Below are 20,864 nucleotides of genomic sequence, written 5' to 3'. Positions count from 1 at the left end.
GACGCGATCCACCAGGCGATCGACACGCGCCACATCGTCAGCTTCGACTACCGCGACCGGCTCGGCGCGCATTCGCAGCGCCGCGTCTGGCCACTCGGGCTCGTCTACTGGGGCGGGCGCTGGACGATCGGCGCGTGGTGCGAGCTGCGCGGCGATTTCCGCACCTTCGACATCGCGCGGATGGGCGACATCACCGTGCACGAGCAGTTTCCGGACATGGAAGGCCGGCGGATCGCCGACTACATGCGGATCGCGGAAGCGCCCATGCGCTGACGCGCTGACGTGGCAAGGCGGCGGACACGCGCCGCCCTTCATTTTCCGGGCGCCATGTGGCGCCCGGCCCCACTTTCGTCACCCACCGAACACCACCGGCCGCTTCGGCCGCTCGTCGACGTGCAGCGAAAACACGTCCGCACGCGCATAGTGGCCGACGACGTCGAAGTCGTAGCGCGCCTTCACGAGCTCGTCGGTGTCGATCCGCGCGGTCACGAGCCCGGCCTCGCCGATCAGCGGCTCCGCCAGCAGTTCGCCGAGCGGCCCGACGATCACGCTGCCGCCGCGGATCAGCGGCCGCTCGGGGTCCCAGCCCGGCACATCGATGCCGAGCGCGCGCGGCGACGGCTGCACCTGGCACGCGCTCACGACGAAGCAGCGCCCTTCGTGCGCGATGTGCCGCATCGAGCTCTGCCACACGTCGCGCTCGTCGACGGTCGGCGCACACCAGATCTGAACACCTTTCGCGTACATCGCGCAGCGCAGCAGCGGCATGTGGTTCTCCCAGCAGATCGCGGCGCCCGCGCGGCCTGCGGCCGTGTCGACGACCGGCAGCGTCGAGCCGTCGCCCTGCCCCCAGATCAGCCGCTCGGTGCCGGTCGGCATCAGCTTGCGGTGCTTCGCGACGAGCCCGTCGCGCGGATCGAAGAACAGCGCCGTGCAGTACAGCGTGCTGCCGCCGCGCTCGATCACGCCGACCACGAGGCTCGCGCCGGTGCGCTGCGACAGCGCGGCCAGCTCGTCGGTTTCCGGCCCCGGCACGTCGATCGCCTGCGCGGCGTAGCGCGCATACGCGTCGCGCCCCTCGGGCAGCCGGTAGCCAAGCCGCGTGCCGAAGATCTCGCCTTTCGGATAGCCGCCGAGCACGGCCTCGGGCAGCACGACCAGCGACGCGCCGCTGTCGCGGATCGCGGTTTCGTAGCCGAGGATCGTGTCGAGCGTGGCGCGCGTGCCGGCGGGCGACGCGCCGATCTGCAGCGCGGCGATGACTGAGGTGGACATGAAGGCGTCTCCGGTGAATGCGGTGAGTGGGATGACGCCATCTTTGTCGATATCATTTCATCGATCAAATCGATACAACGATAACTGACATGAATGTAGATGATATCGCCGGCCTCGACCTGAACCTGCTGAAGGTGTTCGAGGCGCTGTACGAGGAAGGCGGCGCGAGCCGCGCGGCGCTGCGGCTCGACCTCACGCAGTCGGCGGTCAGCGCGGCGCTCGGGCGGCTGCGCGTGATCTATGCCGATCCGCTGTTCGTGCGCACCGGCCGCGGGCTCGCGCCGACGCCGCGCGCGGACGAACTGAAGCCGATCCTGTCCGATGCGCTCGACCGCTGCCGCGAAAGCCTCGCGATCGCGGCCGACGGTGGCGACCGCGTCGGCCGCACGATCTCGATCGGGCTGTCCGACGATTTCGAGATCGCGCTCGGCCGTGCGTTGATCGACGCGGTCGCGCACGAAGCCGCCGGCATCCGGCTGATCTTCCGGCAGACCCACAGCGGCATCGCCGGCGACGCGCTGCTGCGTCACGGCATCGACCTCGCGATCGCGTCGGGCGGGTTCTCGGCGAACGGGCTCAGCCGGCGCGCGGTCGCGACCGGCGGCTATGCGTGCCTGATCGATCCGGCCGGCCGCGCGCGGGCGCCGCGCACGCTGACGCTCGCCGAGTTCCTGCGGCGCGACCATCTGCTCGTGTCGTCGGGCGGCGTGATCGGGATCGTCGACGAGGCGCTGGCCGCGCTCGGCCACAAACGGCGCGTCGCGGCATCGACCACGCATTTCGCCGCGCTGCCGTACCTGCTCGCCGGCTCCGACGCGGTCGCGACGATTCCCGCGCACGCGGCGCATGCGATCGCGCAGGCGACCTCGCTGCGTGCGCTCGCGTGCCCGGTCGACCTGCCGCGCTATCCGGTCGAAATCGGCTGGCGCACGAGCACGCAGCGCGATCCGGCGATCGTGCGCGTACGCGACGCGATCGCCGCCTGCGTCGCACGCCTCGTCGCCCCATGAAAAAGGCCCGGCCGGCTTCTTGTACCGGTCGGGCCTGTCCGGAGGCACGGCGCCCGCGCATCGAAGCGGGCGCCGCGTAGCCGAGGGCATGCGTTACTCGACGGCCTTCACCATGTCCTCGATGACCTTCTTCGCATCGCCGAACACCATCATCGTCTTGTCCATGTAGAACAGGTCGTTGTCGAGGCCCGCGTAGCCGGCCGCCATCGAGCGCTTGTTGACGATCACCGTGCGCGCCTTGTACGCCTCGATGATCGGCATCCCCGCGATCGGCGATTTCGGATCGTTCTTCGCGGCCGGGTTCACGACGTCGTTCGCGCCGAGCACGAGCACCACGTCCACCTGGCCGAATTCGCCGTTGATGTCCTCCATCTCGTGCACGATCTCGTACGGCACTTCCGCTTCCGCGAGCAGCACGTTCATGTGCCCCGGCATCCGCCCCGCGACCGGGTGGATCGCGTACTTCACGTCGATGCCCTTCTCGACCAGCTTGTCGGTCAGCTCCTTCAGCGCGTGCTGCGCGCGGGCGACGGCGAGCCCGTAACCCGGCACGATCACGACCGATTCCGCGTTGCCGAGCATGAACGCCGCGTCATCGGCCGAGCCCGACTTCACCGGCCGCTGCTCCTGCGCGCCCGCCGCGCCGCCGGCCGCCGCTTCGCCGCCGAACCCGCCGAGGATCACGTTGAAGAACGAGCGGTTCATCGCGTGGCACATGATGTACGACAGGATCGCACCCGACGAGCCGACCAGCGAGCCGGCGATGATCAGCATCGCGTTGTTCAGCGAGAAGCCGATGCCGGCCGCGGCCCAGCCCGAGTACGAGTTCAGCATCGACACGACCACCGGCATGTCCGCGCCGCCGATCGGGATGATGATCAGCACGCCGAGCACGAACGCGATCGCCGTCATGATGATGAACGGCAGCCACGCCTGCGTGATGAAGAACAGGATGCCGAAGCCGAGCATCGCGATCGCGAGCATCAGGTTGATCAGGTGCTGGCCGGCATACACGACCGGCGCGCCCTGGAACAGCCGGAACTTGTACTTGCCCGACAGCTTGCCGAACGCGATCACCGACCCGGAGAACGTGATCGCGCCGACGAACGTGCCGATGAACAGCTCGACGCGGTTGCCGTACGGGATGAAGCTCGACGAGACCGCGTCCTGCGGCACGAGCCCGAACGCTTCCGGCTCCGACACGACCGCATACGCGATGCACACGGCCGCGAGACCGATCAACGAGTGCATCGCCGCGACGAGTTCCGGCATCTTCGTCATCTCGACGCGCGCGGCGACGAATGCCCCGACACCTCCGCCGACGATCAGCGCGCCGAGCACGAGCGCGAGGCCGAGCGGCAGGTTCGCGCCGAGCCACGCGGCCTGCTTGACGATCAGCGCGATCGTCGTGAGGATCGCGATGGCCATCCCGACCATCCCGAACAGGTTGCCGCGGCGCGCGCTCTTCGGGTTCGACAGCCCCTTCAGCGCCTGGATGAAGCACACCGACGCGACGAGGTACAGCAGCGTAACGACGTTCATGCTCATCGCGCACCCTCCTTGCTGCCCTCGATACGCTTGGGCTCCTTCTTGCGGAACATCTCGAGCATGCGCCTCGTCACGAGAAAGCCGCCGAACACGTTGACGGCCGCGAGCGCGACCGCGAGCGTGCCGAAGAACTTGCCGGTCGCGCCGACGGTGAGCGCCGCCGCGAGCATCGCGCCGACGATCACGATCGCCGAGATCGCGTTGGTCACGGCCATCAGCGGCGTATGCAGCGCCGGCGTGACGTTCCAGACGACGTGGTAGCCGACGTACACCGCCAGCACGAAGATGATCACGTTGATCACCGTGTGATTGATGACTTCCATGGTCTCCTCCGTTATTTGCGCGTCACTTCACCGTCGCGGCACAGCAGCGTCGCGGCGACGATGTCGTCGGTCAGGTCGATGTTCAGCGTGCCTTCCTTCGTGACGATCAGCTTCAGGAAGTCGAGCAGGTTGCGTGCGTACAGTGCCGACGCGTCCGACGCGACCATCGACGCGAGGTTCGTGTAGCCGGCAATCGTCACGCCGTTGTGCACGATCACCTGATCGGCGACGGTCAGCGGGCAGTTGCCGCCCTTGCGGCCGTCGATTTCCGGGCCGCGGCCGGCCGCGAGATCGACGAGCACCGAGCCGGGCTTCATCGACTGCGCGGTGTCGACCGAGATCAGCGTCGGCGCCGGGCGGCCGGGAATCAGCGCGGTGGTGATCACGATGTCGGCCTGCTTCGCGCGTTCGTGCACGAGCGCGGCCTGGCGGCCGAGCCACGACGGCGGCATCGGGCGCGCATAGCCGCCGACGCCCTGCGCGGCTTCGCGCTCTTCGTCGGTTTCGAACGGCACGTCGAGGAATTTCGCGCCGAGCGACTCGATCTGCTCCTTCACCGCCGGCCGCACGTCGGACGCCTCGATCACCGCGCCCAGCCGCTTCGCGGTCGCGATCGCCTGCAGGCCCGCGACGCCCGCGCCGAGAATCAGCACGCGCGCCGCCTTCACGGTGCCCGCGGCCGTCATCAGCATCGGCATGAAGCGCGGATACAGCGACGCGGCCACCAGCACGGCCTTGTAGCCGGCGATGTTCGCCTGCGACGACAGCACGTCGAGACTCTGCGCACGCGTGGTGCGCGGCGCGGCCTCGAGCGCGAAACCGGTCACGCCGGCCGCGGCGAGTTGCGCCGCCTGCTCGCCGTTGAACGGCTCGAGCATGCCGACCAGCACGGCGCCGCGCTTGAGCAACGGCAGCTCAGCGTCGGTGGGCGCCTGGACCTTCAGCACGAGATCGGCGGCAAAAGCAGCCGACTGGTCGGTCAATTCGGCGCCGGCGGCCACATAGGCTTCATCGGGATAGCTGGCTGCGCTGCCGGCCCCTTTCGCGATACTGACCCGATGGCCGGCCGCCGCGTATTTCTTCACGGTTTCCGGCGTCGCGGCCACGCGCGCCTCGTTGGCCCGCGTTTCAGCAGGCACTCCAATATGCATCGTCAGTTCCTCCAGTCATTGTCAGTATTTCTTTTCTTGCGTTCTTTACTGCGCAACGAGCCGGACAGGCTGACTTACCGGCTCACGAGCAACGGCTTTCACGCTGCACTTTAACCGAAAGCGATGCCCCCGCCAGCACTTTCCGCACGACCGTGCTCGAATGCGACATCCGTTTGGTCGGTGCCGTCGCGCCGCGCCCGGACGGATGAACTCCGAGGGTCGGATTCGTCTAACCAGACGGCCGGCAGCGTTCGGGCGCAACCGGTAAAATGCCGACCATGAAACCCGAACTCTGGACCCCGCATGTGACGGTCGCCGCGCTCGTCGAGCGCGCCGGCCGCTTTCTCGTGATCGAGGAAGAAACCTCGACGGGCCTGCGCATCAACCAGCCGGCCGGTCATCTGGAAGCCGGCGAAACGCTGGCCGACGCCGTGATCCGCGAAACGCTCGAGGAAACCGCGCACCCGTTCACGCCCGACGCACTCGTCGGCGTCTATCTCGCGCACTACGACCGCCCCGGCAGCGCCGGCGCGACCTACCTGCGCTTCACGTTCTGCGGCACGGCCGGCGAACCGATCGCGGGCCACGTGCTCGACGATGGCATCGTGCGCACGCTGTGGATGACGGCCGACGAGCTGCGCGCCTGCAGCGAGCGCCATCGTTCGCCCGCGGTGATGCGCTGCGTCGACGACTATCTCGCCGGGCGGCGCGTTCCGCTCGATTTCGTGCACACGCATTCGGTCGCCCCGCGCCCCGAGGCATTCGAACGTCAGGCGGTCAGCAAATGAGCAAGCGCCGTGTAGTGGTGGGCATGTCGGGCGGCGTCGATTCGTCGGTGACCGCGTGGCTGCTCAAGGAACAGGGCTACGACGTGGTCGGCCTGTTCATGAAGAACTGGGAAGACGACGACGGCGAGTACTGCTCGACGCGCCAGGACTGGATCGACGTCGTGTCGGTGGCCGACCTGATCGGCATCGACGTGGAAGCCGTCAACTTCGCCGCGGAATACAAGGACCGCGTATTCGCCGAGTTCCTGCGCGAATACTCGGCCGGCCGCACGCCGAACCCGGACGTGCTGTGCAACGCCGAGATCAAGTTCAAGGCGTTCCTCGACCACGCGATGTCGCTCGACGCGGAAATGATCGCGACCGGCCACTATGCGCGCGTGCGCGAACGCGACGGGCGTTTCGAACTGCTGAAGGCCTTCGATCATACGAAAGACCAGTCGTACTTCCTGCACCGGCTGAATCAGGCGCAACTGTCGAAGACGATGTTCCCGCTCGGCGAGATCCCGAAGACGAAGGTGCGCGAGATCGCCGCGCAGATCGGGCTGCCGAACGCGAAGAAGAAGGATTCGACCGGCATCTGCTTCATCGGCGAACGGCCGTTCCGCGATTTCCTGAACCGCTATCTTCCGACCAAACCCGGCCCGATGAAGACGCCCGACGGCAAGGTGGTCGGCGAGCACATCGGCCTCGCGTTCTACACGTTCGGCCAGCGCAAGGGCATCGGCCTCGGCGGCAGCAAGAGCGGCAGCGGCGAGCCGTGGTTCGTCGCCGCGAAGGACATCGCGTCGAACACGCTGTACGTCGTGCAGGGCCACGATCATCCATGGCTGCTGTCGCGCGAGCTCGTCGCCGGCAACGTGAGCTGGGTCGCCGGCGAGCCGCCGGCGGACGGCTTCGCGTGCGGCGCGAAGACGCGCTACCGGCAGGCCGATGCGGCGTGCGTGTTCGGCGCGGCGGCAACCGGCCCGGCAGGCGAAGCGCGCTTCTCGCTCGCGTTCGACGATGCGCAGTGGGCCGTCACGCCCGGCCAGTCGGCCGTGCTGTACGACGGCGAGATCTGCCTCGGCGGCGGCATCATCGAATCCGCGGCCACCGGCCAGCCCGGTCAGGCCACGTCGGCGGGCCACGCGCCGGCACTCGCCGAAGCACGCTGACATCCATTCGGTTTAGACTTGCGGCACGTCGCGCCCGGCGGAACACGATTCCGTCGCGGCCGGCGCGCCGCCGCGCAGCGTACGCATGGCGGTATTTCAAGATTCTTACGGAGTCCCCATGCTTTCAAGACGCTACCTCGCGATGTGGTGTGCTGTCCTGCTGCTCATCGCCGCGGCCGCACTCGCGTCGATCCACGTGCTTTCGTGGCTGTGGATCATCCTCCCCATCGCCCTCGTCGCGCTCGGCCTGTACGACCTGAACCAGGACCGCCACGCGATCCTGCGGAACTACCCGCTCTGGGGCCACTTCCGCTTCCTGTTCGAATTCATCCGACCTGAAATCCGTCAGTACTTCGTCGAGGACGATACCGACGAGAAGCCGTTCTCGCGTGCGCAGCGCAGCCTCGTCTACCAGCGTGCGAAGAACGTCGCCGACAACCGCCCGTACGGCACCGAGCTGAACGTGAAGGCCGTCGCGCACGAATGGATCAGTCATTCGCTCGCGCCGACGAAGTTGCCGAACCACGATTTCCGCATCCGCGTCGGCGCGAATCGCGCGCAACCGTACGACATTTCGATCTTCAACATCTCGGCGATGAGCTTCGGCTCGCTGTCCGCGAACGCGATCCGCTCGCTGAACCTCGGCGCGAAGAAAGGCGGCTTCGCGCACGACACCGGCGAAGGCTCGCTGTCGAAGTACCACCGCGAGAACGGCGGCGACATCATCTGGGAAATCGCGTCCGGCTACTTCGGCTGCCGCAACGACGACGGCACGTTCAACCCCGACAAGTTCGCGAAGCAGGCCGCCGATCCGCAGGTCAAGATGATCGAGGTGAAGCTGTCGCAGGGCGCGAAACCCGGCCACGGCGGCGTGCTGCCGGCCGCGAAGATCACGCCGGAAATCGCCGAGACGCGCGGCGTGCCGATGGGCAAGGACTGCATCTCGCCCGCCACGCACTCGGAATTCTCGACGCCGCGCGGGCTGCTCGAATTCGTCGAGCGGCTGCGCACGCTGTCCGGCGGCAAGCCGACCGGCTTCAAGCTGTGCATCGGCCATCCGTGGGAATTCTTCGGGATCGCGAAAGCGATGCTCGAGACGGGCATCGTGCCCGACTTCATCGTCGTCGACGGCGCGGAAGGCGGCACCGGCGCGGCACCGCTCGAATTCACCGACCACGTCGGCGTGCCGCTGCAGGAAGGGCTGCTGCTCGTGCACAACACGCTCGTCGGCATCGGCGTGCGCGATCGCGTGAAGCTCGGCGCGAGCGGCAAGATCATCACCGCGTTCGACATCGCGCGCACGCTCGCGATCGGCGCGGACTGGGTGAATTCGGCGCGCGGCTTCATGTTCGCGGTCGGCTGCATCCAGGCGCAGCACTGCCACACCGACCGCTGCCCGACCGGCGTCGCGACACAGGACCCGGTGCGCCAGCGTGCGCTCGTCGTGCCCGACAAGGCCGAGCGCGTGTACAACTTCCACCGCAATACGCTGCATGCGCTGCAGGAACTCGTGCAGGCGGCCGGCCTCGCCCATCCGTCCGAGTTGCGCGCGCATCACATCGTGCAGCGGGTCGCGCCGCACGAGGTGAGGCTGATGTCGCAACTGCTGAAGTACCTGAAACCCGGTGCGCTGCTCGACGGCCAGACCTGCGGCTTCTCGCTGTACGACAAGTGGTGGCCGATCGCGCGCAGCGACTCGTTCACGCTCGGCGAAGCGGTGTACGCGTCGATCGACTGATGCAGGCAGCCGGCCCGCTCCGGCGGCGGGCGGCCTGCGCCGCAAAAAGAAAAGCGCCCTGCGGGCGCTTTTCTTTCGTCTGCCGAATGCGTAAGGACCGGGCCGCGGCTCAGCTCTGCGGCGGCAGCGTATCGGCGAACGATTGCCGCTGCAGCAGCTTCACGAAGTGCTTGTCGAGGTTCGGGTGGCGATCGCGCCAGTTGAGCTCGGGCATCCGGAAGTCGAGGTAGCCGAGCGCGCAGCCGAGTGCGATGTCGGCGAGCGTGTAATGATTGCCGACGCACCACGCCTTGCCGCCGAGGCCCTGCGACATCGCGACGAGCGCGTCGTCGATCTTGCGTTGCTGACGCGCGATCCAGCTCGCACTGCGCTGCGCTTCGTCGCGCATCGTGTGTTCGAGACGGATCGCGACGGCTGCGTCGAGCACGCCGTCGCCCAGTGCCTCCCAGCAGCGCACTTCGACGCGCTCGCGGCCCGACGGCGGAATCAGCTTGCCGACCGGCGACAGCGTATCGACGTATTCGCAGATCACGCGGGAATCGAACACCGCGGCACCATCCTCCATCACGAGGCACGGGACCTTGCCGAGCGGATTCGATGCATGAATATCCGTCTCCGGCGCCCACACGTCCTCGAGCTCCAGCTTGTAGTCGATCTTCTTTTCAGCAAGCACGATCCGCGCCTTTCGGACGTACGGGCTGCTGAGCGAACCGATTAATTTCATCATCTGCCTTTTCAAGGGAACTGCCGAGAGTATACGTTGTCGTCGATCATAACCGGCCGGTGCAGCCGGGTAGAAAATCGCCCGTCCGGCCTGTGGATGGTTTGCAACAGCCGCCGCGCGGGCCTTGGCCGGTGCGGCTTCGGGCCCTGCTCTCACGCACCGCGTCGCGCGGCGCTACAATCGCACGATGAATGCGCCCCTCGATACCGCCATCGCCGTCGACGTCTACCGCCAGCGCCGTGAACGCGTGCTTGCCGCACTGCGTGCCGCGGGCGGCGGCGTCGCCATCGTCCCCACCGCGCCGGAAATGCTGCGCAACCGCGATACGGCCTACCCGTACCGGTTCGACAGCTACTTCCATTACCTGACGGGCTTCACCGAGCCGGACGCCGTGCTCGTGCTGAACGCGGCCGCGCCGCACGGCGCGCCGGAATCGATCCTGTTCTGCCGCGCCAGGAACGTCGACCGCGAGATCTGGGAAGGCTTTCACTACGGGCCCGACGCCGCGCGCGACGCGTTCGGCTTCGACGCGGCCTTCGCGACCGACGTGATCGACACCGAGATGCCGCGCCTGCTCGCCGATGCGGGCACCGTGCACTACCGGTTCGGCGCATCGGCCGACTTCGAGCGCCAGCTCGCCGGCTGGATCGACGCGGTGCGCCAGCAGGCACGCGCGGGCGTCGCCGCACCGGACGCGCTGCTCGACCTCACGCCGCTGCTCGACGACATGCGGCTCGTGAAGGACGAACACGAACTCGCGATCATGATGCGCGCCGCGCACATCTCCGCGCTCGCGCACCGCCGCGCGATGCAGGTGTGCCGCCCGGGCATCCGCGAATACGAGCTCGAAGCCGAGCTGCTGTACCTGTTCCGCAAGCACGGCGCGCAGGCGCCCGCGTACGGTTCGATCGTCGCGGCCGGTGCGAATGCGTGCGTGCTGCACTACCCGGCCGGCAACGCGGCCGCGCGGGACGGCGACCTGATCCTGATCGACGCCGCGTGCGAACTCGACGGCTATGCGTCGGACATCACGCGCACGTTCCCGGCCAACGGCCGCTTCTCGCCCGCGCAGCGCACGCTGTACGACATCGTGCTCGCCGCGCAGCAGGCCGCGATCGATGCGACACGCGCGGGCGTGCCGTTCGAGGCGCCGCACGACGCGGCCGTCCGCGTGCTCGCGCAGGGGCTGCTCGACACCGGCATCATCCCGAAAACGCGCTTCTCGAACGTCGACGACGTGATCGCCGAGCGCGCGTACACGCGCTTCTACATGCACCGCACCGGCCACTGGCTCGGGATGGACGTGCACGACTGCGGCGACTACCGCGAGCGGCTCGCCGCGCGCGACGCCAACGGCGCGCTGCCGTGGCGCACGCTGAAACCCGGCATGACGCTCACCGTCGAGCCCGGCCTGTACGTGCGCGCGGCCGACGACGTGCCGCCCGAGTACTGGAACATCGGCATCCGCATCGAGGACGATGCGATCGTACGCGAGCACGGCTGCGAGCTGATCACGCGCGGCGTGCCGGTCGCGGCCGACGAGATCGAGGCGCTGATGCGCGCGGACGCATGACCGGCCGCCGACCGTTACCTCCGTTTCACGAATCAAGATGACGACCGCTTCCTCCCCGGCCACGCCGGATTACGATCTCGCCATCGTCGGCGCCGGCCCCGTCGGGCTCGCGCTCGCCGGCTGGCTCGCGCGCCGCAGCGCGACGCGGCACGCATCGATCGCGCTGATCGATGCGCGCGAACCGGCCGCGAGCGCGAACGACCCGCGCGCGATCGCCGTATCGCACGGCAGCCGCGTGCTGCTCGACACGCTCGCGTGGCCTGCCGACGCCACGCCGATCGAACATATCCACGTATCGCAGCGCGGCCATTTCGGCCGCACGCTGATCGACCGCGACGAACACGCGCTCGCCGCGCTCGGCTACGTCGTGCGCTACGGCTCGATCGTGCAGGCGCTCGCGGGCGCCGTGCGCGGCACGCGGGTCGACTGGCTCACGTCGACCACCGCACGCGCGCCGCGGCAGGACGCCGACGGCGTCACGCTGACGCTCGACGGCCCGCAAGGCGAGCGCACGCTGCGCGCGCGCATCGTCATCAATGCCGAAGGCGGGCTGTTCCACGAACAGCAGGCCGACGCAGGCAAGCATCGCCGCGACTACGGGCAGACCGCGCTCGTCGGCACGGTCACGGTCTCGGCGCCGCGCCCGAACGTCGCGTGGGAACGCTTCACGCACGAAGGCCCGCTCGCGCTGCTGCCGCTCGGCGGGCCGCGCCAGGCCGACTACTCGCTCGTCTGGTGCTGTGCGCCCGACGAAGCGGCGCGACGGGCCGCGCTGCCCGACGACGCGTTCCTGCGCGAGCTCGGCAGCGTGTTCGGCGAGCGCATGGGCGAATTCGTCGCGATCACCGGGCGCGCGTCGTTCCCGCTCGGCCTGAACGCGGCGCAGACGCTCGTCAGCGGCCGCATCGCGATCGTCGGCAATGCCGCGCAGACGCTGCACCCGGTTGCCGGCCAGGGGCTCAACCTCGGGCTGCGCGACGCGCACACGCTCGTCGACACGCTGTCCGCACAAGGCTTCGAAGCGACCGCGCTCGCGACCTTCAACGCGCGCCGCGCGCTCGACCGGCGCCTCACGATCGGCGCGACCGACACGCTCGCGCGCCTGTTTACGATCGACGCGGGCCCGCTTCCGCTGCTGCGCGGCGCGGCGCTCACCGCGCTCGAATTCGTGCCGCCGCTTAAAAAGGTGATCGCGCGCCAGATGATGTTCGGCCAGCGCAACTGACACGCGGCGCACCGCACGGCCTCTTCGGGCAAACCAGGCAAACCGGGTCAAATCGGCGGGGCGTGGGAATACGGTAAAATGCCCGTTTTCCGTCTTCCCTTCCCCTGCCCGCGCTTGTCGTGGGCGGCGCCATTGCGATGCCCGTTATCGGCCCTCACGTATTGCGTAACAACCTGTTCGTCGCCCCGATGGCCGGGGTGACGGATCGTCCGTTCCGCCAGCTGTGCAAGCGGCTGGGGGCCGGTTACGCCGTGTCCGAGATGGTCGCGTCCAACGCGCAGCTGTGGAAGAGCGCGAAGACGATGCGGCGCGCGAACCACGAAGGCGAAGTCGAGCCGATCGCGGTGCAGATCGCCGGCGCCGATCCGGCGATGATGGCCGAAGCGGCCCGCTACAACGTCGACAACGGCGCGCAGATCATCGACATCAACATGGGCTGCCCGGCGAAGAAGGTCTGCAACGTCGCGGCCGGCTCCGCGCTGCTGCAGAACGAGCCGCTCGTGCAGCGGATCGTCGAGGCGGTCGTCGCGGCGGTCGGCACGGGGCCCGATGCGGTGCCCGTCACGCTGAAGATCCGCACCGGCTGGGACCGCGAGCACAAGAACGCGATCACGGTCGCGCGCCTGGCCGAAGCGGCCGGCATCTCGATGCTCACCGTGCATGGCCGCACGCGCGCCGACCTCTACCGCGGCGACGCCGAGTACGACACCATCGCGGCCGTGAAGGCGGCCGTGCGGATTCCGGTCGTCGCGAACGGCGACATCACGTCGCCCGCCAAGGCGAAGGCCGTGCTCGATGCAACCGGCGCCGACGCGCTGATGATCGGTCGTGCCGCGCAAGGCCGGCCGTGGCTGTTCCGCGAAATCGATCATTTCCTGCAAACCGGCGAGCTGCTGCCCCCGCCGCGGATCGACGAGATCCAGCACGTGATGAACGAACACCTGGAAGACCACTACGCTTTCTATGGCGAATTCACCGGTGTGCGTACTGCGCGCAAGCACATCGGCTGGTACACTCGCGGCCTTTCCGGTGCCAACGGGTTCCGGCACCGAATGAACACGCTCGATTCCACCCGCGAGCAGCTCGCCGCCGTCAATGCATTCTTCGAGGCGCAAAAGGCGCTGTCGGACCACCTCGTCTACGTCGATGACGAAGCGGAAAACAGCCAGGGCGAGTCGGACGACCATAACCAGTTAGCAGCATGAGCAAGCACAACATCGAACAATGTGTCCGCGAGAGCCTGGACGTGTATTTCCGGGATCTAGACGGCTCCAATCCGCACGACGTCTATGAAATGGTGATGTCCTGCGTCGAAAAGCCGATGCTCGAGGTCGTGCTCGTACAGGCCGGCGGCAACCAGTCGCTCGCCGCCGAGTACCTCGGCATCAATCGCAATACGCTGCGCAAGAAGCTGCAGCAGCACGGCCTGCTGTAGGCGGCCGTCCCGTCCCCGTTTCCCTGGCTATTGGTGGTTCCATCATGATCAAGCAAGCGCTCATTTCCGTTTCCGACAAGACCGGCATCGTCGACTTCGCGAAGTCGCTGTCCGACCTCGGCGTCAAGCTGCTGTCGACGGGCGGCACCGCGAAACTCCTCGCCGACGCCGGCCTGCCCGTGACCGAAGTGGCCGATTACACGGGCTTCCCGGAAATGCTCGATGGGCGCGTGAAGACGCTCCACCCGAAGGTGCACGGCGGCATCCTCGCCCGCCGCGACCTGCCCGAGCACATGCAGGCGCTCGAACAGCACGGCATCCCGACGATCGACCTGCTCGTCGTGAACCTGTATCCGTTCGTCGCGACGATCGCGAAGGACGACTGCACGCTCGCCGATGCGATCGAGAACATCGACATCGGCGGCCCGACGATGCTGCGCTCGGCCGCGAAGAACCACCGCGACGTGACGGTCGTCGTCGATCCGGCCGACTACGCGGTCGTGCTCGATGAAATGAAGGCGAACGGCAACACGGTCGGCTACCCGACCAACTTCCGCCTCGCGACGAAGGTATTCGCGCACACCGCGCAATACGACGGCGCGATCACGAACTACCTGACGAGCCTGACCGACGAGCTGAAGCACGCATCGCGCAGCACGTACCCGGCCACGCTGAACCTGGCGTTCGACAAGGTGCAGGACCTGCGCTACGGCGAGAACCCGCACCAGAGCGCCGCGTTCTACCGCGACCTCGCGACGCCGGCCGGCGCGCTGGCGAACTACCGCCAGCTGCAGGGCAAAGAACTGTCGTACAACAACATCGCGGATTCGGACGCGGCGTGGGAGTGTGTGAAGACGTTCGACGCGCCGGCCTGCGTGATCATCAAGCATGCGAACCCGTGTGGCGTCGCGGTGGGCAACGACTCGGCCGACGCATATGCGAAGGCGTTCCAGACCGACCCGACCTCGGCATTCGGCGGCATCATCGCGTTCAACCGCGAAGTCGACGAAGCGGCCGCGCAGGCGGTGGCGAAGCAGTTCGTCGAAGTGCTGATCGCCCCGTCGTTCTCCGACGCCGCGAAGCAGGTGTTCGCCGCGAAGCAGAACGTGCGCCTGCTCGAGATTGCACTGGGTGACGGCCACAACGCATTCGACCTGAAGCGTGTTGGCGGCGGCCTGCTCGTGCAATCGCTCGATTCGCGCAACGTGCAGCCGAGCGAGCTGCGCGTCGTCACGAAGCGCCAGCCGACCGCGAAGGAAATGGACGACCTCCTGTTCGCGTGGCGCGTCGCGAAGTACGTGAAGTCGAACGCGATCGTGTTCTGCGGCAACGGCATGACGCTCGGCGTCGGCGCCGGCCAGATGAGCCGCGTCGATTCCGCGCGCATCGCGAGCATCAAGGCGCAGAACGCGGGCCTGACGTTGGCCGGCTCGGCCGTCGCGTCGGATGCGTTCTTCCCGTTCCGCGACGGCCTCGACGTCGTCGTGGCGGCCGGCGCGACCTGCGTGATCCAGCCGGGCGGCTCGATGCGCGACGACGAAGTGATCGCGGCGGCCGACGAGCACGGTATCGCGATGGTCCTGACGGGCGTGCGTCACTTCCGTCACTGATCGCGGCATGCGGCCCGCGCGGCCGCTGCACGGGAACCCGGCGGCATCACCCCCGCCGGGTTTTTTATTGCGCGGCGCCTTCGCGCACGACCGGGCGACCGGCTTGCCGCACCATTCGTTGTAGTATCGCTGCATCACGCCACTCTCCTCACTCATGCGAATTCTCGGCATCGACCCCGGCCTGCGCGTCACCGGCTTCGGCGTCATCGACGTCAGCGGCCACCGGCTCGCCTATGTCACGAGCGGCGTGATCCGCACACCGACGGCCGATCTGGCCACCCGGCTCGGCACGATCTTCCAGGGCGTCTCGACGATCGTGCGCGAACACGCACCCGATCAGGCCGCGATCGAAAAAGTGTTCGTCAACGTGAACCCGCAGTCGACGCTGCTGCTCGGCCAGGCGCGCGGCGCCGCGATCTGCGGCCTCGTCGCGGGCGGGCTGCCGGTCGCCGAATACACGGCGCTGCAGCTCAAGCAGGCCGTGGTCGGCTACGGCCGCGCGACCAAGACGCAGATGCAGGACATGGTCACGCGGCTGCTCAACCTGTCCGGCCAGCCGGGCTCCGACGCAGCCGACGCGCTCGGCATGGCGATCTGCCACGCGCACGGCGGCAACACGCTCAGCACGCTGGGCGGCCTGGCGCCGGCGCTCGCGCAGAAAGGGCTGCGCGTGCGGCGCGGCAGGTTGGTCGGCTGACGCTGCTGCGCATCGCGGCCCGTGGCCCGACGCGTCGGCTCCACTGCGTGGGCCGCCTGGACCCGGTTGGCCGCTTGCCCGCTTTACCCCCACCCGACATACCCGCGACACGCGCCGCTTCGGCCTGACGGCCGCGCCCATCGGCATTGCGCCGCGCGTGCGCTACACTCGCGCTTTCTTCCTCGCACCCCGTCCTCCATGATCGGTCGCATCGCCGGCATCCTGCTCGAAAAGAACCCGCCTCATCTGCTCGTCGACTGCAACGGCGTCGGCTACGAAATCGACGTGCCGATGAGCACCTTCTACAACCTGCCGCAAACGGGCGAGCGCGTCGTGCTGCTCACGCAGCAGATCGTCCGCGAGGACGCGCACCTGCTGTACGGCTTCCTGACGCCGCAGGAGCGCACGACCTTCCGCGAGCTGCTGAAGATCACCGGCATCGGCGCGCGCATGGCGCTCGCCGTGCTGTCCGGCATGAGCGTGCAGGAGCTCGCGCAGGCCGTGACGATGCAGGACGCCGCCCGCCTCACGCGCCTGCCCGGCATCGGCAAGAAGACCGCCGAGCGCCTGCTGCTCGAACTGAAGGGCAAGCTCGGCGCCGACCTCGGCGCGCTCGCCGGCGCCGCGTCGGCGTCCGACCACGCGACCGACATCCTCAACGCGCTGCTCGCGCTCGGCTACTCCGAAAAGGAAGGCCTCGCAGCGATCAAGAACGTGCCGGCCGGCACCGGCGTGTCCGAAGGCATCAAGCTCGCGCTGAAGGCACTGTCGAAGGCGTAACGCACGTTCGATCCGGCCGTCGAAGCCAGTGTCGCGCCGCCGCGCGGCGCTCGCCAGTCGGCCGTTCGGCCAGGTGGTCCCGCCTGCGCCGCGCGGTACAATGGCCGCATGATTGAAACCGACAAACTCGCCACCGAGCAGCGGATCATCGCCGCCACGCCCGCCTCGTCGCACGAGGAGGTGTTCGAACGTGCGTTGCGGCCGCGCCAGCTCGACGACTACGTCGGCCAGGAAAAGGTGCGCGGCCAGCTCGAGATCTTCATCGAAGCCGCGAAGCGCCGCTCCGAGCCGCTCGATCACGTGCTGCTGTTCGGGCCGCCGGGTCTCGGCAAGACGACGCTCGCACACATCATCGCGCGCGAGATGGGTGTGAACCTGCGTCAGACGTCGGGCCCCGTGCTCGAGCGCGCGGGCGATCTCGCCGCGCTGCTGACGAACCTCGAAGCGAACGACGTGCTGTTCATCGACGAGATCCACCGGCTGTCGCCGGTCGTCGAGGAAATCCTGTATCCGGCGCTCGAGGATTACCAGATCGACATCATGATCGGCGAAGGCCCGGCCGCGCGCAGCGTGAAGCTCGACCTGCAGCCGTTCACGCTGGTCGGCGCGACCACCCGCGCGGGGATGCTGACCAACCCGCTGCGCGATCGTTTCGGGATCGTCGCGCGCCTCGAGTTCTACGACGCCGAACAACTGTCGCGCATCGTGCGCCGCTCGGCGTCGCTGCTGAATGCGCAGATCGATCCGAACGGCGCGCTGGAAATCGCGAAGCGCGCGCGCGGCACGCCGCGGATCGCGAACCGGCTGCTGCGCCGCGTGCGCGACTTCGCGGAAGTGAAGGCCGACGGCCAGATCACCGCGGCCGTTGCCGACGCCGCGCTCGCGATGCTCGACGTCGATCCGGTCGGCTTCGACCTGATGGACCGCAAGCTGCTCGAAGCGATCCTGTACAAGTTCGATGGCGGCCCGGTCGGCATCGACAACCTCGCGGCGGCGATCGGTGAGGAGCGCGACACGATCGAGGACGTGCTCGAACCGTACCTGATCCAGCAGGGCTTCCTGCAGCGTACGCCACGCGGGCGCGTCGCGACGCTGCTCACGTATCGCCACTTCGGGCTGTCGGTGCCCGATGCGCGCCGCACCGAACGCGACGAGTGGGATACCCCCGACGGCAAGTAATCCGCCGCCGAGCCGCACCCGCCATGACGACACCGCCCAGCCGCCACCCCACCGCACCCGCGCGGGGCCCGCGCTGGGCCGAGCCGATCCGCAAGCGGCTCGTGGCCGGCATCACGCACCTGACGGCCGGCGGCGGCGGCCCGTCGATCGATCTCTCCTCTCCGCCTGGCGACCCAGGGCTGTTCGGCCCCGACGCCGTCTGCTGGCGCGTGCATGCCGATTTCACGTCGATGATGACGGGCGGCATCGCCGCGCTGCTGCTGCAGGCGCTCCACCCGCTCGCACTCGCGGGCGTGTGGGATCATTCGTCGTTCCGCACCGACATCTTCGGCCGCTTGCGGCGCACCGCCACGTTCATCACGGGAACGACGTTCGGCAGCCGCGCGGACGCGCTCGCGCTGATCGAACGCGTGAAAGCGATCCATGCGCACGTCTCGGGCAACGCGCCGGACGGGCGGCCGTACCGCGCCGACGATCCCGCGTTGCTCACCTGGGTGCATGTCGCGGAAGTGTCGAGCTTCCTTGCCGCGCATCTGCGTTACGTGAATCCGGCGCTGTCCGGCGAGTTGCAGGACCGCTATTACGCGGAAACTGCACTGATCGCCGAGCTGCTCGGCGCGCACGAGGTGCCGCGTTCGCGCGCCGAGGTAGCGGCCTATCTCGCGCGCATGCTGCCCGAGCTCGAAGCCGGGCCGCGTACCTTCGACGTGATGTCCATTCTGCTGAACGTGCCCGTCGCGAGGCCCGCGCTGCGGCCTGCCGCGTCGCTGGTGATGCATGCCGGGATCGACCTGCTGCCGCCGTGGGCGCAGCGCATGCTCGGCGTGTCGACGTTCGCGCCGTTGCGGCGCGCGGTGGTCCGGCCCGGCATCCGCGCCGTCGCCCCCGTGCTGCGCTGGGCGCTCGTCAACGGCGCGTCGAAGCGTGCGCGCCGCCGCGCGACGGCTGCCCCGTCCGACGGCACTCCGCCTGCCTGACGATCCGCTTCTTCGGATCATTTCAATTTACCGTCAAATACCTGTGACAAGCTGACGGGCTTCCCCCCGCGCACGGTCGCACGCCCTGCCCGTCACGCACGCCCGTGGCCCGCGCGGAGTCCCGCCCACCCGCTACCGACGCCCGATGCCCGCGATGTCACGCCTGCCGATCCGTTTCGCCCTTGCCGCCAGCCTGTCCACCGTCGTCGCCCTCGCCGCGTGCGGAGGCGATGATGTCACCGCCGTTGCGCGCACGGACGCGCAACCGCCGTCCGGCGGCACGACGACGACGCCGGCTCCGACGCCGCCCGCCACCACCCCGCCGCAACCGGGCAAATGGAAAGCCGCGCGCGCCGGCGACCTGATCGACGTGACGCTCGGCGATCTCCATCCGACGCAGGGTGCGATCGGCTACGACCAGATCTACTACAAGCTCGGCCGCTACGAACTGCAGCCCGACAAGAAGTTCGACGACTTCTGCGCGGACGAAGGCCTCGGCGGCGTCGCATCGAGCGGCTACACGGCCCGATCGTCGCTGCGCGAACCGGCCAGCTACACGTGCGCGACGACCGACGCGAACGCCCGCGACCGCTCGGTGCTGAACCCCGTCGTGATCGGCCCGAACGGCGATGCGCTGTACCTGACCGACGGCCACCACGGCCTGTCGACCTATTACGAGACGCCCGACGGCGGCCCGTCGCTGCACGTGCACGTCGTCGTCAAAGACAACCTCAGCGACTACTCGGGCGACGCGTTCTGGCAACAGATGCAAAGCCGCGGCTATCTCCGCCTGAAGAACGGCGAAGCCCAGCCGATCACGACCGCGCAACTGCCGAGCGGCCTCGGCCTGAAACTCGGGATGACGAACGACCGCTACCGCTCGCTCGTCTATTTCACGCGCGACATCGGCTACAGCAAGCCCGCACAAGCGACCGACTACCTCGAGTTCTACTGGGCCGACTGGCTGCGCGCGCAGCCCGGCACGTTCGCGCTGGCGAACTACGACCTCACGCGCGGCGGCACGACCGATCCCGACCCGGCGAAGGCCGACACGGGCTACCTGAATGCGGTCTGGAATGCGTCGACGCGGATGGTCGCGGCCACCGACCCCGTGATCGACGGCAAGACGGGCGCCGACCTCGGGCGCGCCGATACGATCAACGGCGGGAAGAAATACAACAAGGGGGAATTCGACAAGCTGCGCCAGCCGATCACGGCCGACAAGCCCGGCAAGATCGCGTACGCGCTCGACTACAAGACGCGCCACGCGCTGCCGCAGTAAGCGTCACGCAGCAAGAAGGCGAACCCCGGGCCGGCCACCATGCCGGACGGGGCTGGCGTGCTCAGAGCACCCTACGGTACCCGTCGTCATCGTCGCTCGCGGCTTCGAGATGCGACACGTCGGCCCACCGCACGACCTGCGCGCGGCCATCCACGTAATCGACGACGTTGATGCTGGTGTTGAGCAGTTGATAGCTGCGCGGCGCCGACAGCTCGATCCCGTTCGCGAAGCGATACACACAATCGAGCACGCCGCCGTGCGCGACGCACGCGATCCGGCCGCCCGGATGCGCGGCGACGATCGGTTCGAGCGCATGCAGCACGCGGTGATAGAACTCACGCTGCGACTCGCCACCCTCCGGCGCGAAGCCCGGGTCGCGCGTCTGCCACGCCGCA

General features: G+C 68.4%; 21 protein-coding genes. 15 read left to right on the top strand and 6 right to left on the bottom strand.

Features of this window, described 5'->3' with window-relative positions; genetic code table 11:
• The coding region (locus AP428_RS00815) for a YafY family protein (protein ID WP_156349285.1) at positions 1–273 on the top strand (273 nt) is incomplete at its 5' end.
• A 78-nt stretch (positions 274–351) separates the two neighbouring features.
• Here AP428_RS00815 and AP428_RS00810 read toward each other — a convergent pair.
• Positions 352–1,275 carry a carbon-nitrogen hydrolase family protein gene (locus AP428_RS00810; protein ID WP_006476882.1) on the bottom strand — a complete coding sequence of 308 codons (924 nt, stop codon included), beginning with the start codon at positions 1,273–1,275 and terminating at the stop codon, positions 352–354.
• An 89-nt stretch (positions 1,276–1,364) separates the two neighbouring features.
• Between AP428_RS00810 and AP428_RS00805 the strand changes: the two genes are divergently transcribed.
• Entirely contained in the window at positions 1,365–2,285 is a 921-nt protein-coding gene (locus AP428_RS00805; protein ID WP_053526783.1) for a LysR family transcriptional regulator, read from the top strand.
• A gap of 93 nt (positions 2,286–2,378) precedes the next feature.
• Here AP428_RS00805 and AP428_RS00800 read toward each other — a convergent pair whose 3' ends face one another.
• From AP428_RS00800 to AP428_RS00790, 3 genes are read right to left on the bottom strand one after another with little or no spacing between them, the layout of a single operon-like run.
• Positions 2,379–3,833 carry an NAD(P)(+) transhydrogenase (Re/Si-specific) subunit beta gene (locus AP428_RS00800; protein ID WP_006483443.1) on the bottom strand — a complete coding sequence of 485 codons (1,455 nt, stop codon included), beginning with the start codon at positions 3,831–3,833 and terminating at the stop codon, positions 2,379–2,381.
• Entirely contained in the window at positions 3,830–4,156 is a 327-nt protein-coding gene (locus AP428_RS00795) for an NAD(P) transhydrogenase subunit alpha (protein WP_011544607.1), read from the bottom strand. Before AP428_RS00795 ends, AP428_RS00800 begins: the two co-directional genes overlap by 4 nt.
• Before the next feature lie 11 nt (positions 4,157–4,167).
• Positions 4,168–5,307 carry a Re/Si-specific NAD(P)(+) transhydrogenase subunit alpha gene (locus tag AP428_RS00790; RefSeq protein WP_011544606.1) on the bottom strand — a complete coding sequence of 380 codons (1,140 nt, stop codon included), beginning with the start codon at positions 5,305–5,307 and terminating at the stop codon, positions 4,168–4,170.
• A gap of 278 nt (positions 5,308–5,585) precedes the next feature.
• Here AP428_RS00790 and AP428_RS00785 point away from each other — a divergent pair, with 278 nt between their 5' ends.
• The 3 genes from AP428_RS00785 to AP428_RS00775 all read left to right on the top strand — a co-directional run bounded on the left by AP428_RS00785 (position 5,586) and on the right by AP428_RS00775 (position 8,987).
• Positions 5,586–6,095, top strand: coding sequence for an NUDIX hydrolase (locus AP428_RS00785; RefSeq protein ID WP_053524363.1), 510 nt, complete (start codon positions 5,586–5,588; stop codon positions 6,093–6,095).
• Entirely contained in the window at positions 6,092–7,249 is a 1,158-nt protein-coding gene (gene mnmA, locus AP428_RS00780; protein WP_054927366.1) for a tRNA 2-thiouridine(34) synthase MnmA, read from the top strand. The genes AP428_RS00785 and mnmA overlap by 4 nt, the downstream gene beginning before the upstream one ends.
• 118 nt (positions 7,250–7,367) lie before the next feature.
• Positions 7,368–8,987 carry an FMN-binding glutamate synthase family protein gene (locus AP428_RS00775; RefSeq protein WP_012327911.1) on the top strand — a complete coding sequence of 540 codons (1,620 nt, stop codon included), beginning with the start codon at positions 7,368–7,370 and terminating at the stop codon, positions 8,985–8,987.
• A 109-nt stretch (positions 8,988–9,096) separates the two neighbouring features.
• Here AP428_RS00775 and AP428_RS00770 read toward each other — a convergent pair whose 3' ends face one another.
• Positions 9,097–9,711, bottom strand: a complete 615-nt coding sequence (locus tag AP428_RS00770; RefSeq protein ID WP_027813221.1) for a glutathione S-transferase family protein — start codon at positions 9,709–9,711, stop codon at positions 9,097–9,099.
• Positions 9,712–9,898: 187 nt separating this feature from the next.
• Here AP428_RS00770 and AP428_RS00765 point away from each other — a divergent pair, with 187 nt between their 5' ends.
• From AP428_RS00765 to AP428_RS00720, 10 genes are all read left to right on the top strand, one after another.
• Positions 9,899–11,284 carry an aminopeptidase P N-terminal domain-containing protein gene (locus AP428_RS00765; RefSeq protein WP_054927365.1) on the top strand — a complete coding sequence of 462 codons (1,386 nt, stop codon included), beginning with the start codon at positions 9,899–9,901 and terminating at the stop codon, positions 11,282–11,284.
• A 37-nt stretch (positions 11,285–11,321) separates the two neighbouring features.
• The gene (locus tag AP428_RS00760) at positions 11,322–12,509 is read left to right on the top strand and encodes a UbiH/UbiF/VisC/COQ6 family ubiquinone biosynthesis hydroxylase (protein ID WP_054927364.1); all 1,188 of its coding nucleotides are present in this window, start codon (positions 11,322–11,324) and stop codon (positions 12,507–12,509) included.
• A gap of 137 nt (positions 12,510–12,646) precedes the next feature.
• The gene (dusB, locus tag AP428_RS00755; RefSeq protein ID WP_006476891.1) at positions 12,647–13,714 is read left to right on the top strand and encodes a tRNA dihydrouridine synthase DusB; all 1,068 of its coding nucleotides are present in this window, start codon (positions 12,647–12,649) and stop codon (positions 13,712–13,714) included.
• Positions 13,711–13,944, top strand: coding sequence for a Fis family transcriptional regulator (locus AP428_RS00750; RefSeq protein WP_006476892.1), 234 nt, complete (start codon positions 13,711–13,713; stop codon positions 13,942–13,944). The genes dusB and AP428_RS00750 overlap by 4 nt, the downstream gene beginning before the upstream one ends.
• A gap of 44 nt (positions 13,945–13,988) precedes the next feature.
• Complete coding sequence (gene purH / locus AP428_RS00745) at positions 13,989–15,554, top strand: bifunctional phosphoribosylaminoimidazolecarboxamide formyltransferase/IMP cyclohydrolase (RefSeq protein ID WP_011694149.1); 1,566 nt, start codon at positions 13,989–13,991, stop codon at positions 15,552–15,554.
• Between the two features lie 154 nt (positions 15,555–15,708).
• A complete protein-coding gene (gene ruvC / locus AP428_RS00740; RefSeq protein ID WP_027813218.1) occupies positions 15,709–16,251 on the top strand; it encodes a crossover junction endodeoxyribonuclease RuvC in 543 nt (180 codons plus the stop codon).
• Between the two features lie 198 nt (positions 16,252–16,449).
• Positions 16,450–17,031, top strand: coding sequence for a Holliday junction branch migration protein RuvA (gene ruvA / locus AP428_RS00735; RefSeq protein WP_006401679.1), 582 nt, complete (start codon positions 16,450–16,452; stop codon positions 17,029–17,031).
• 108 nt (positions 17,032–17,139) lie between these two features.
• The gene (ruvB, locus tag AP428_RS00730) at positions 17,140–18,210 is read left to right on the top strand and encodes a Holliday junction branch migration DNA helicase RuvB (protein ID WP_006476896.1); all 1,071 of its coding nucleotides are present in this window, start codon (positions 17,140–17,142) and stop codon (positions 18,208–18,210) included.
• A 23-nt stretch (positions 18,211–18,233) separates the two neighbouring features.
• A complete protein-coding gene (locus AP428_RS00725) occupies positions 18,234–19,187 on the top strand; it encodes an oxygenase MpaB family protein (RefSeq protein ID WP_054927363.1) in 954 nt (317 codons plus the stop codon).
• Positions 19,188–19,341: 154 nt separating this feature from the next.
• On the top strand, positions 19,342–20,469 hold the full coding sequence (locus tag AP428_RS00720) for a ParB/Srx family N-terminal domain-containing protein (protein ID WP_054927367.1): 1,128 nt from the start codon (positions 19,342–19,344) through the stop codon (positions 20,467–20,469).
• Between the two features lie 61 nt (positions 20,470–20,530).
• Here the strand turns inward: AP428_RS00720 and AP428_RS00715 are convergent.
• Positions 20,531–20,864, bottom strand: a 334-nt coding sequence (locus AP428_RS00715) for a histidine phosphatase family protein (RefSeq protein ID WP_197285580.1), incomplete at its 5' end; no start/stop codon positions are given.

Source organism: Burkholderia sp. E168m22 (genome assembly GCF_001319805.1).
Taxonomy (GTDB): Bacteria; Pseudomonadota; Gammaproteobacteria; order Burkholderiales; family Burkholderiaceae; genus Burkholderia; species Burkholderia orbicola.
Note: the sequence above shows the minus strand (reverse complement) of the source record. Positions and strands in the feature narration are given on the sequence as shown.

What these genes read in the sequence shown, in the direction of transcription:
- AP428_RS00810 (WP_006476882.1), bottom strand. Translation starts at nt 1,275, where the DNA reads ATGTCCACCTCAGTCATCGCCGCGCTGCAGATCGGCGCGTCGCCCGCC.
- AP428_RS00805 (WP_053526783.1), top strand. Translation starts at nt 1,365, where the DNA reads ATGAATGTAGATGATATCGCCGGCCTCGACCTGAACCTGCTGAAGGTG.
- AP428_RS00800 (WP_006483443.1), bottom strand. Translation starts at nt 3,833, where the DNA reads ATGAGCATGAACGTCGTTACGCTGCTGTACCTCGTCGCGTCGGTGTGC.
- AP428_RS00795 (WP_011544607.1), bottom strand. Translation starts at nt 4,156, where the DNA reads ATGGAAGTCATCAATCACACGGTGATCAACGTGATCATCTTCGTGCTG.
- AP428_RS00790 (WP_011544606.1), bottom strand. Translation starts at nt 5,307, where the DNA reads ATGCATATTGGAGTGCCTGCTGAAACGCGGGCCAACGAGGCGCGCGTG.
- AP428_RS00785 (WP_053524363.1), top strand. Translation starts at nt 5,586, where the DNA reads ATGAAACCCGAACTCTGGACCCCGCATGTGACGGTCGCCGCGCTCGTC.
- mnmA (WP_054927366.1), top strand. Translation starts at nt 6,092, where the DNA reads ATGAGCAAGCGCCGTGTAGTGGTGGGCATGTCGGGCGGCGTCGATTCG.
- AP428_RS00775 (WP_012327911.1), top strand. Translation starts at nt 7,368, where the DNA reads ATGCTTTCAAGACGCTACCTCGCGATGTGGTGTGCTGTCCTGCTGCTC.
- AP428_RS00770 (WP_027813221.1), bottom strand. Translation starts at nt 9,711, where the DNA reads ATGAAATTAATCGGTTCGCTCAGCAGCCCGTACGTCCGAAAGGCGCGG.
- AP428_RS00765 (WP_054927365.1), top strand. Translation starts at nt 9,899, where the DNA reads ATGAATGCGCCCCTCGATACCGCCATCGCCGTCGACGTCTACCGCCAG.
- AP428_RS00760 (WP_054927364.1), top strand. Translation starts at nt 11,322, where the DNA reads ATGACGACCGCTTCCTCCCCGGCCACGCCGGATTACGATCTCGCCATC.
- dusB (WP_006476891.1), top strand. Translation starts at nt 12,647, where the DNA reads ATGCCCGTTATCGGCCCTCACGTATTGCGTAACAACCTGTTCGTCGCC.
- AP428_RS00750 (WP_006476892.1), top strand. Translation starts at nt 13,711, where the DNA reads ATGAGCAAGCACAACATCGAACAATGTGTCCGCGAGAGCCTGGACGTG.
- purH (WP_011694149.1), top strand. Translation starts at nt 13,989, where the DNA reads ATGATCAAGCAAGCGCTCATTTCCGTTTCCGACAAGACCGGCATCGTC.
- ruvC (WP_027813218.1), top strand. Translation starts at nt 15,709, where the DNA reads ATGCGAATTCTCGGCATCGACCCCGGCCTGCGCGTCACCGGCTTCGGC.
- ruvA (WP_006401679.1), top strand. Translation starts at nt 16,450, where the DNA reads ATGATCGGTCGCATCGCCGGCATCCTGCTCGAAAAGAACCCGCCTCAT.
- ruvB (WP_006476896.1), top strand. Translation starts at nt 17,140, where the DNA reads ATGATTGAAACCGACAAACTCGCCACCGAGCAGCGGATCATCGCCGCC.
- AP428_RS00725 (WP_054927363.1), top strand. Translation starts at nt 18,234, where the DNA reads ATGACGACACCGCCCAGCCGCCACCCCACCGCACCCGCGCGGGGCCCG.
- AP428_RS00720 (WP_054927367.1), top strand. Translation starts at nt 19,342, where the DNA reads ATGTCACGCCTGCCGATCCGTTTCGCCCTTGCCGCCAGCCTGTCCACC.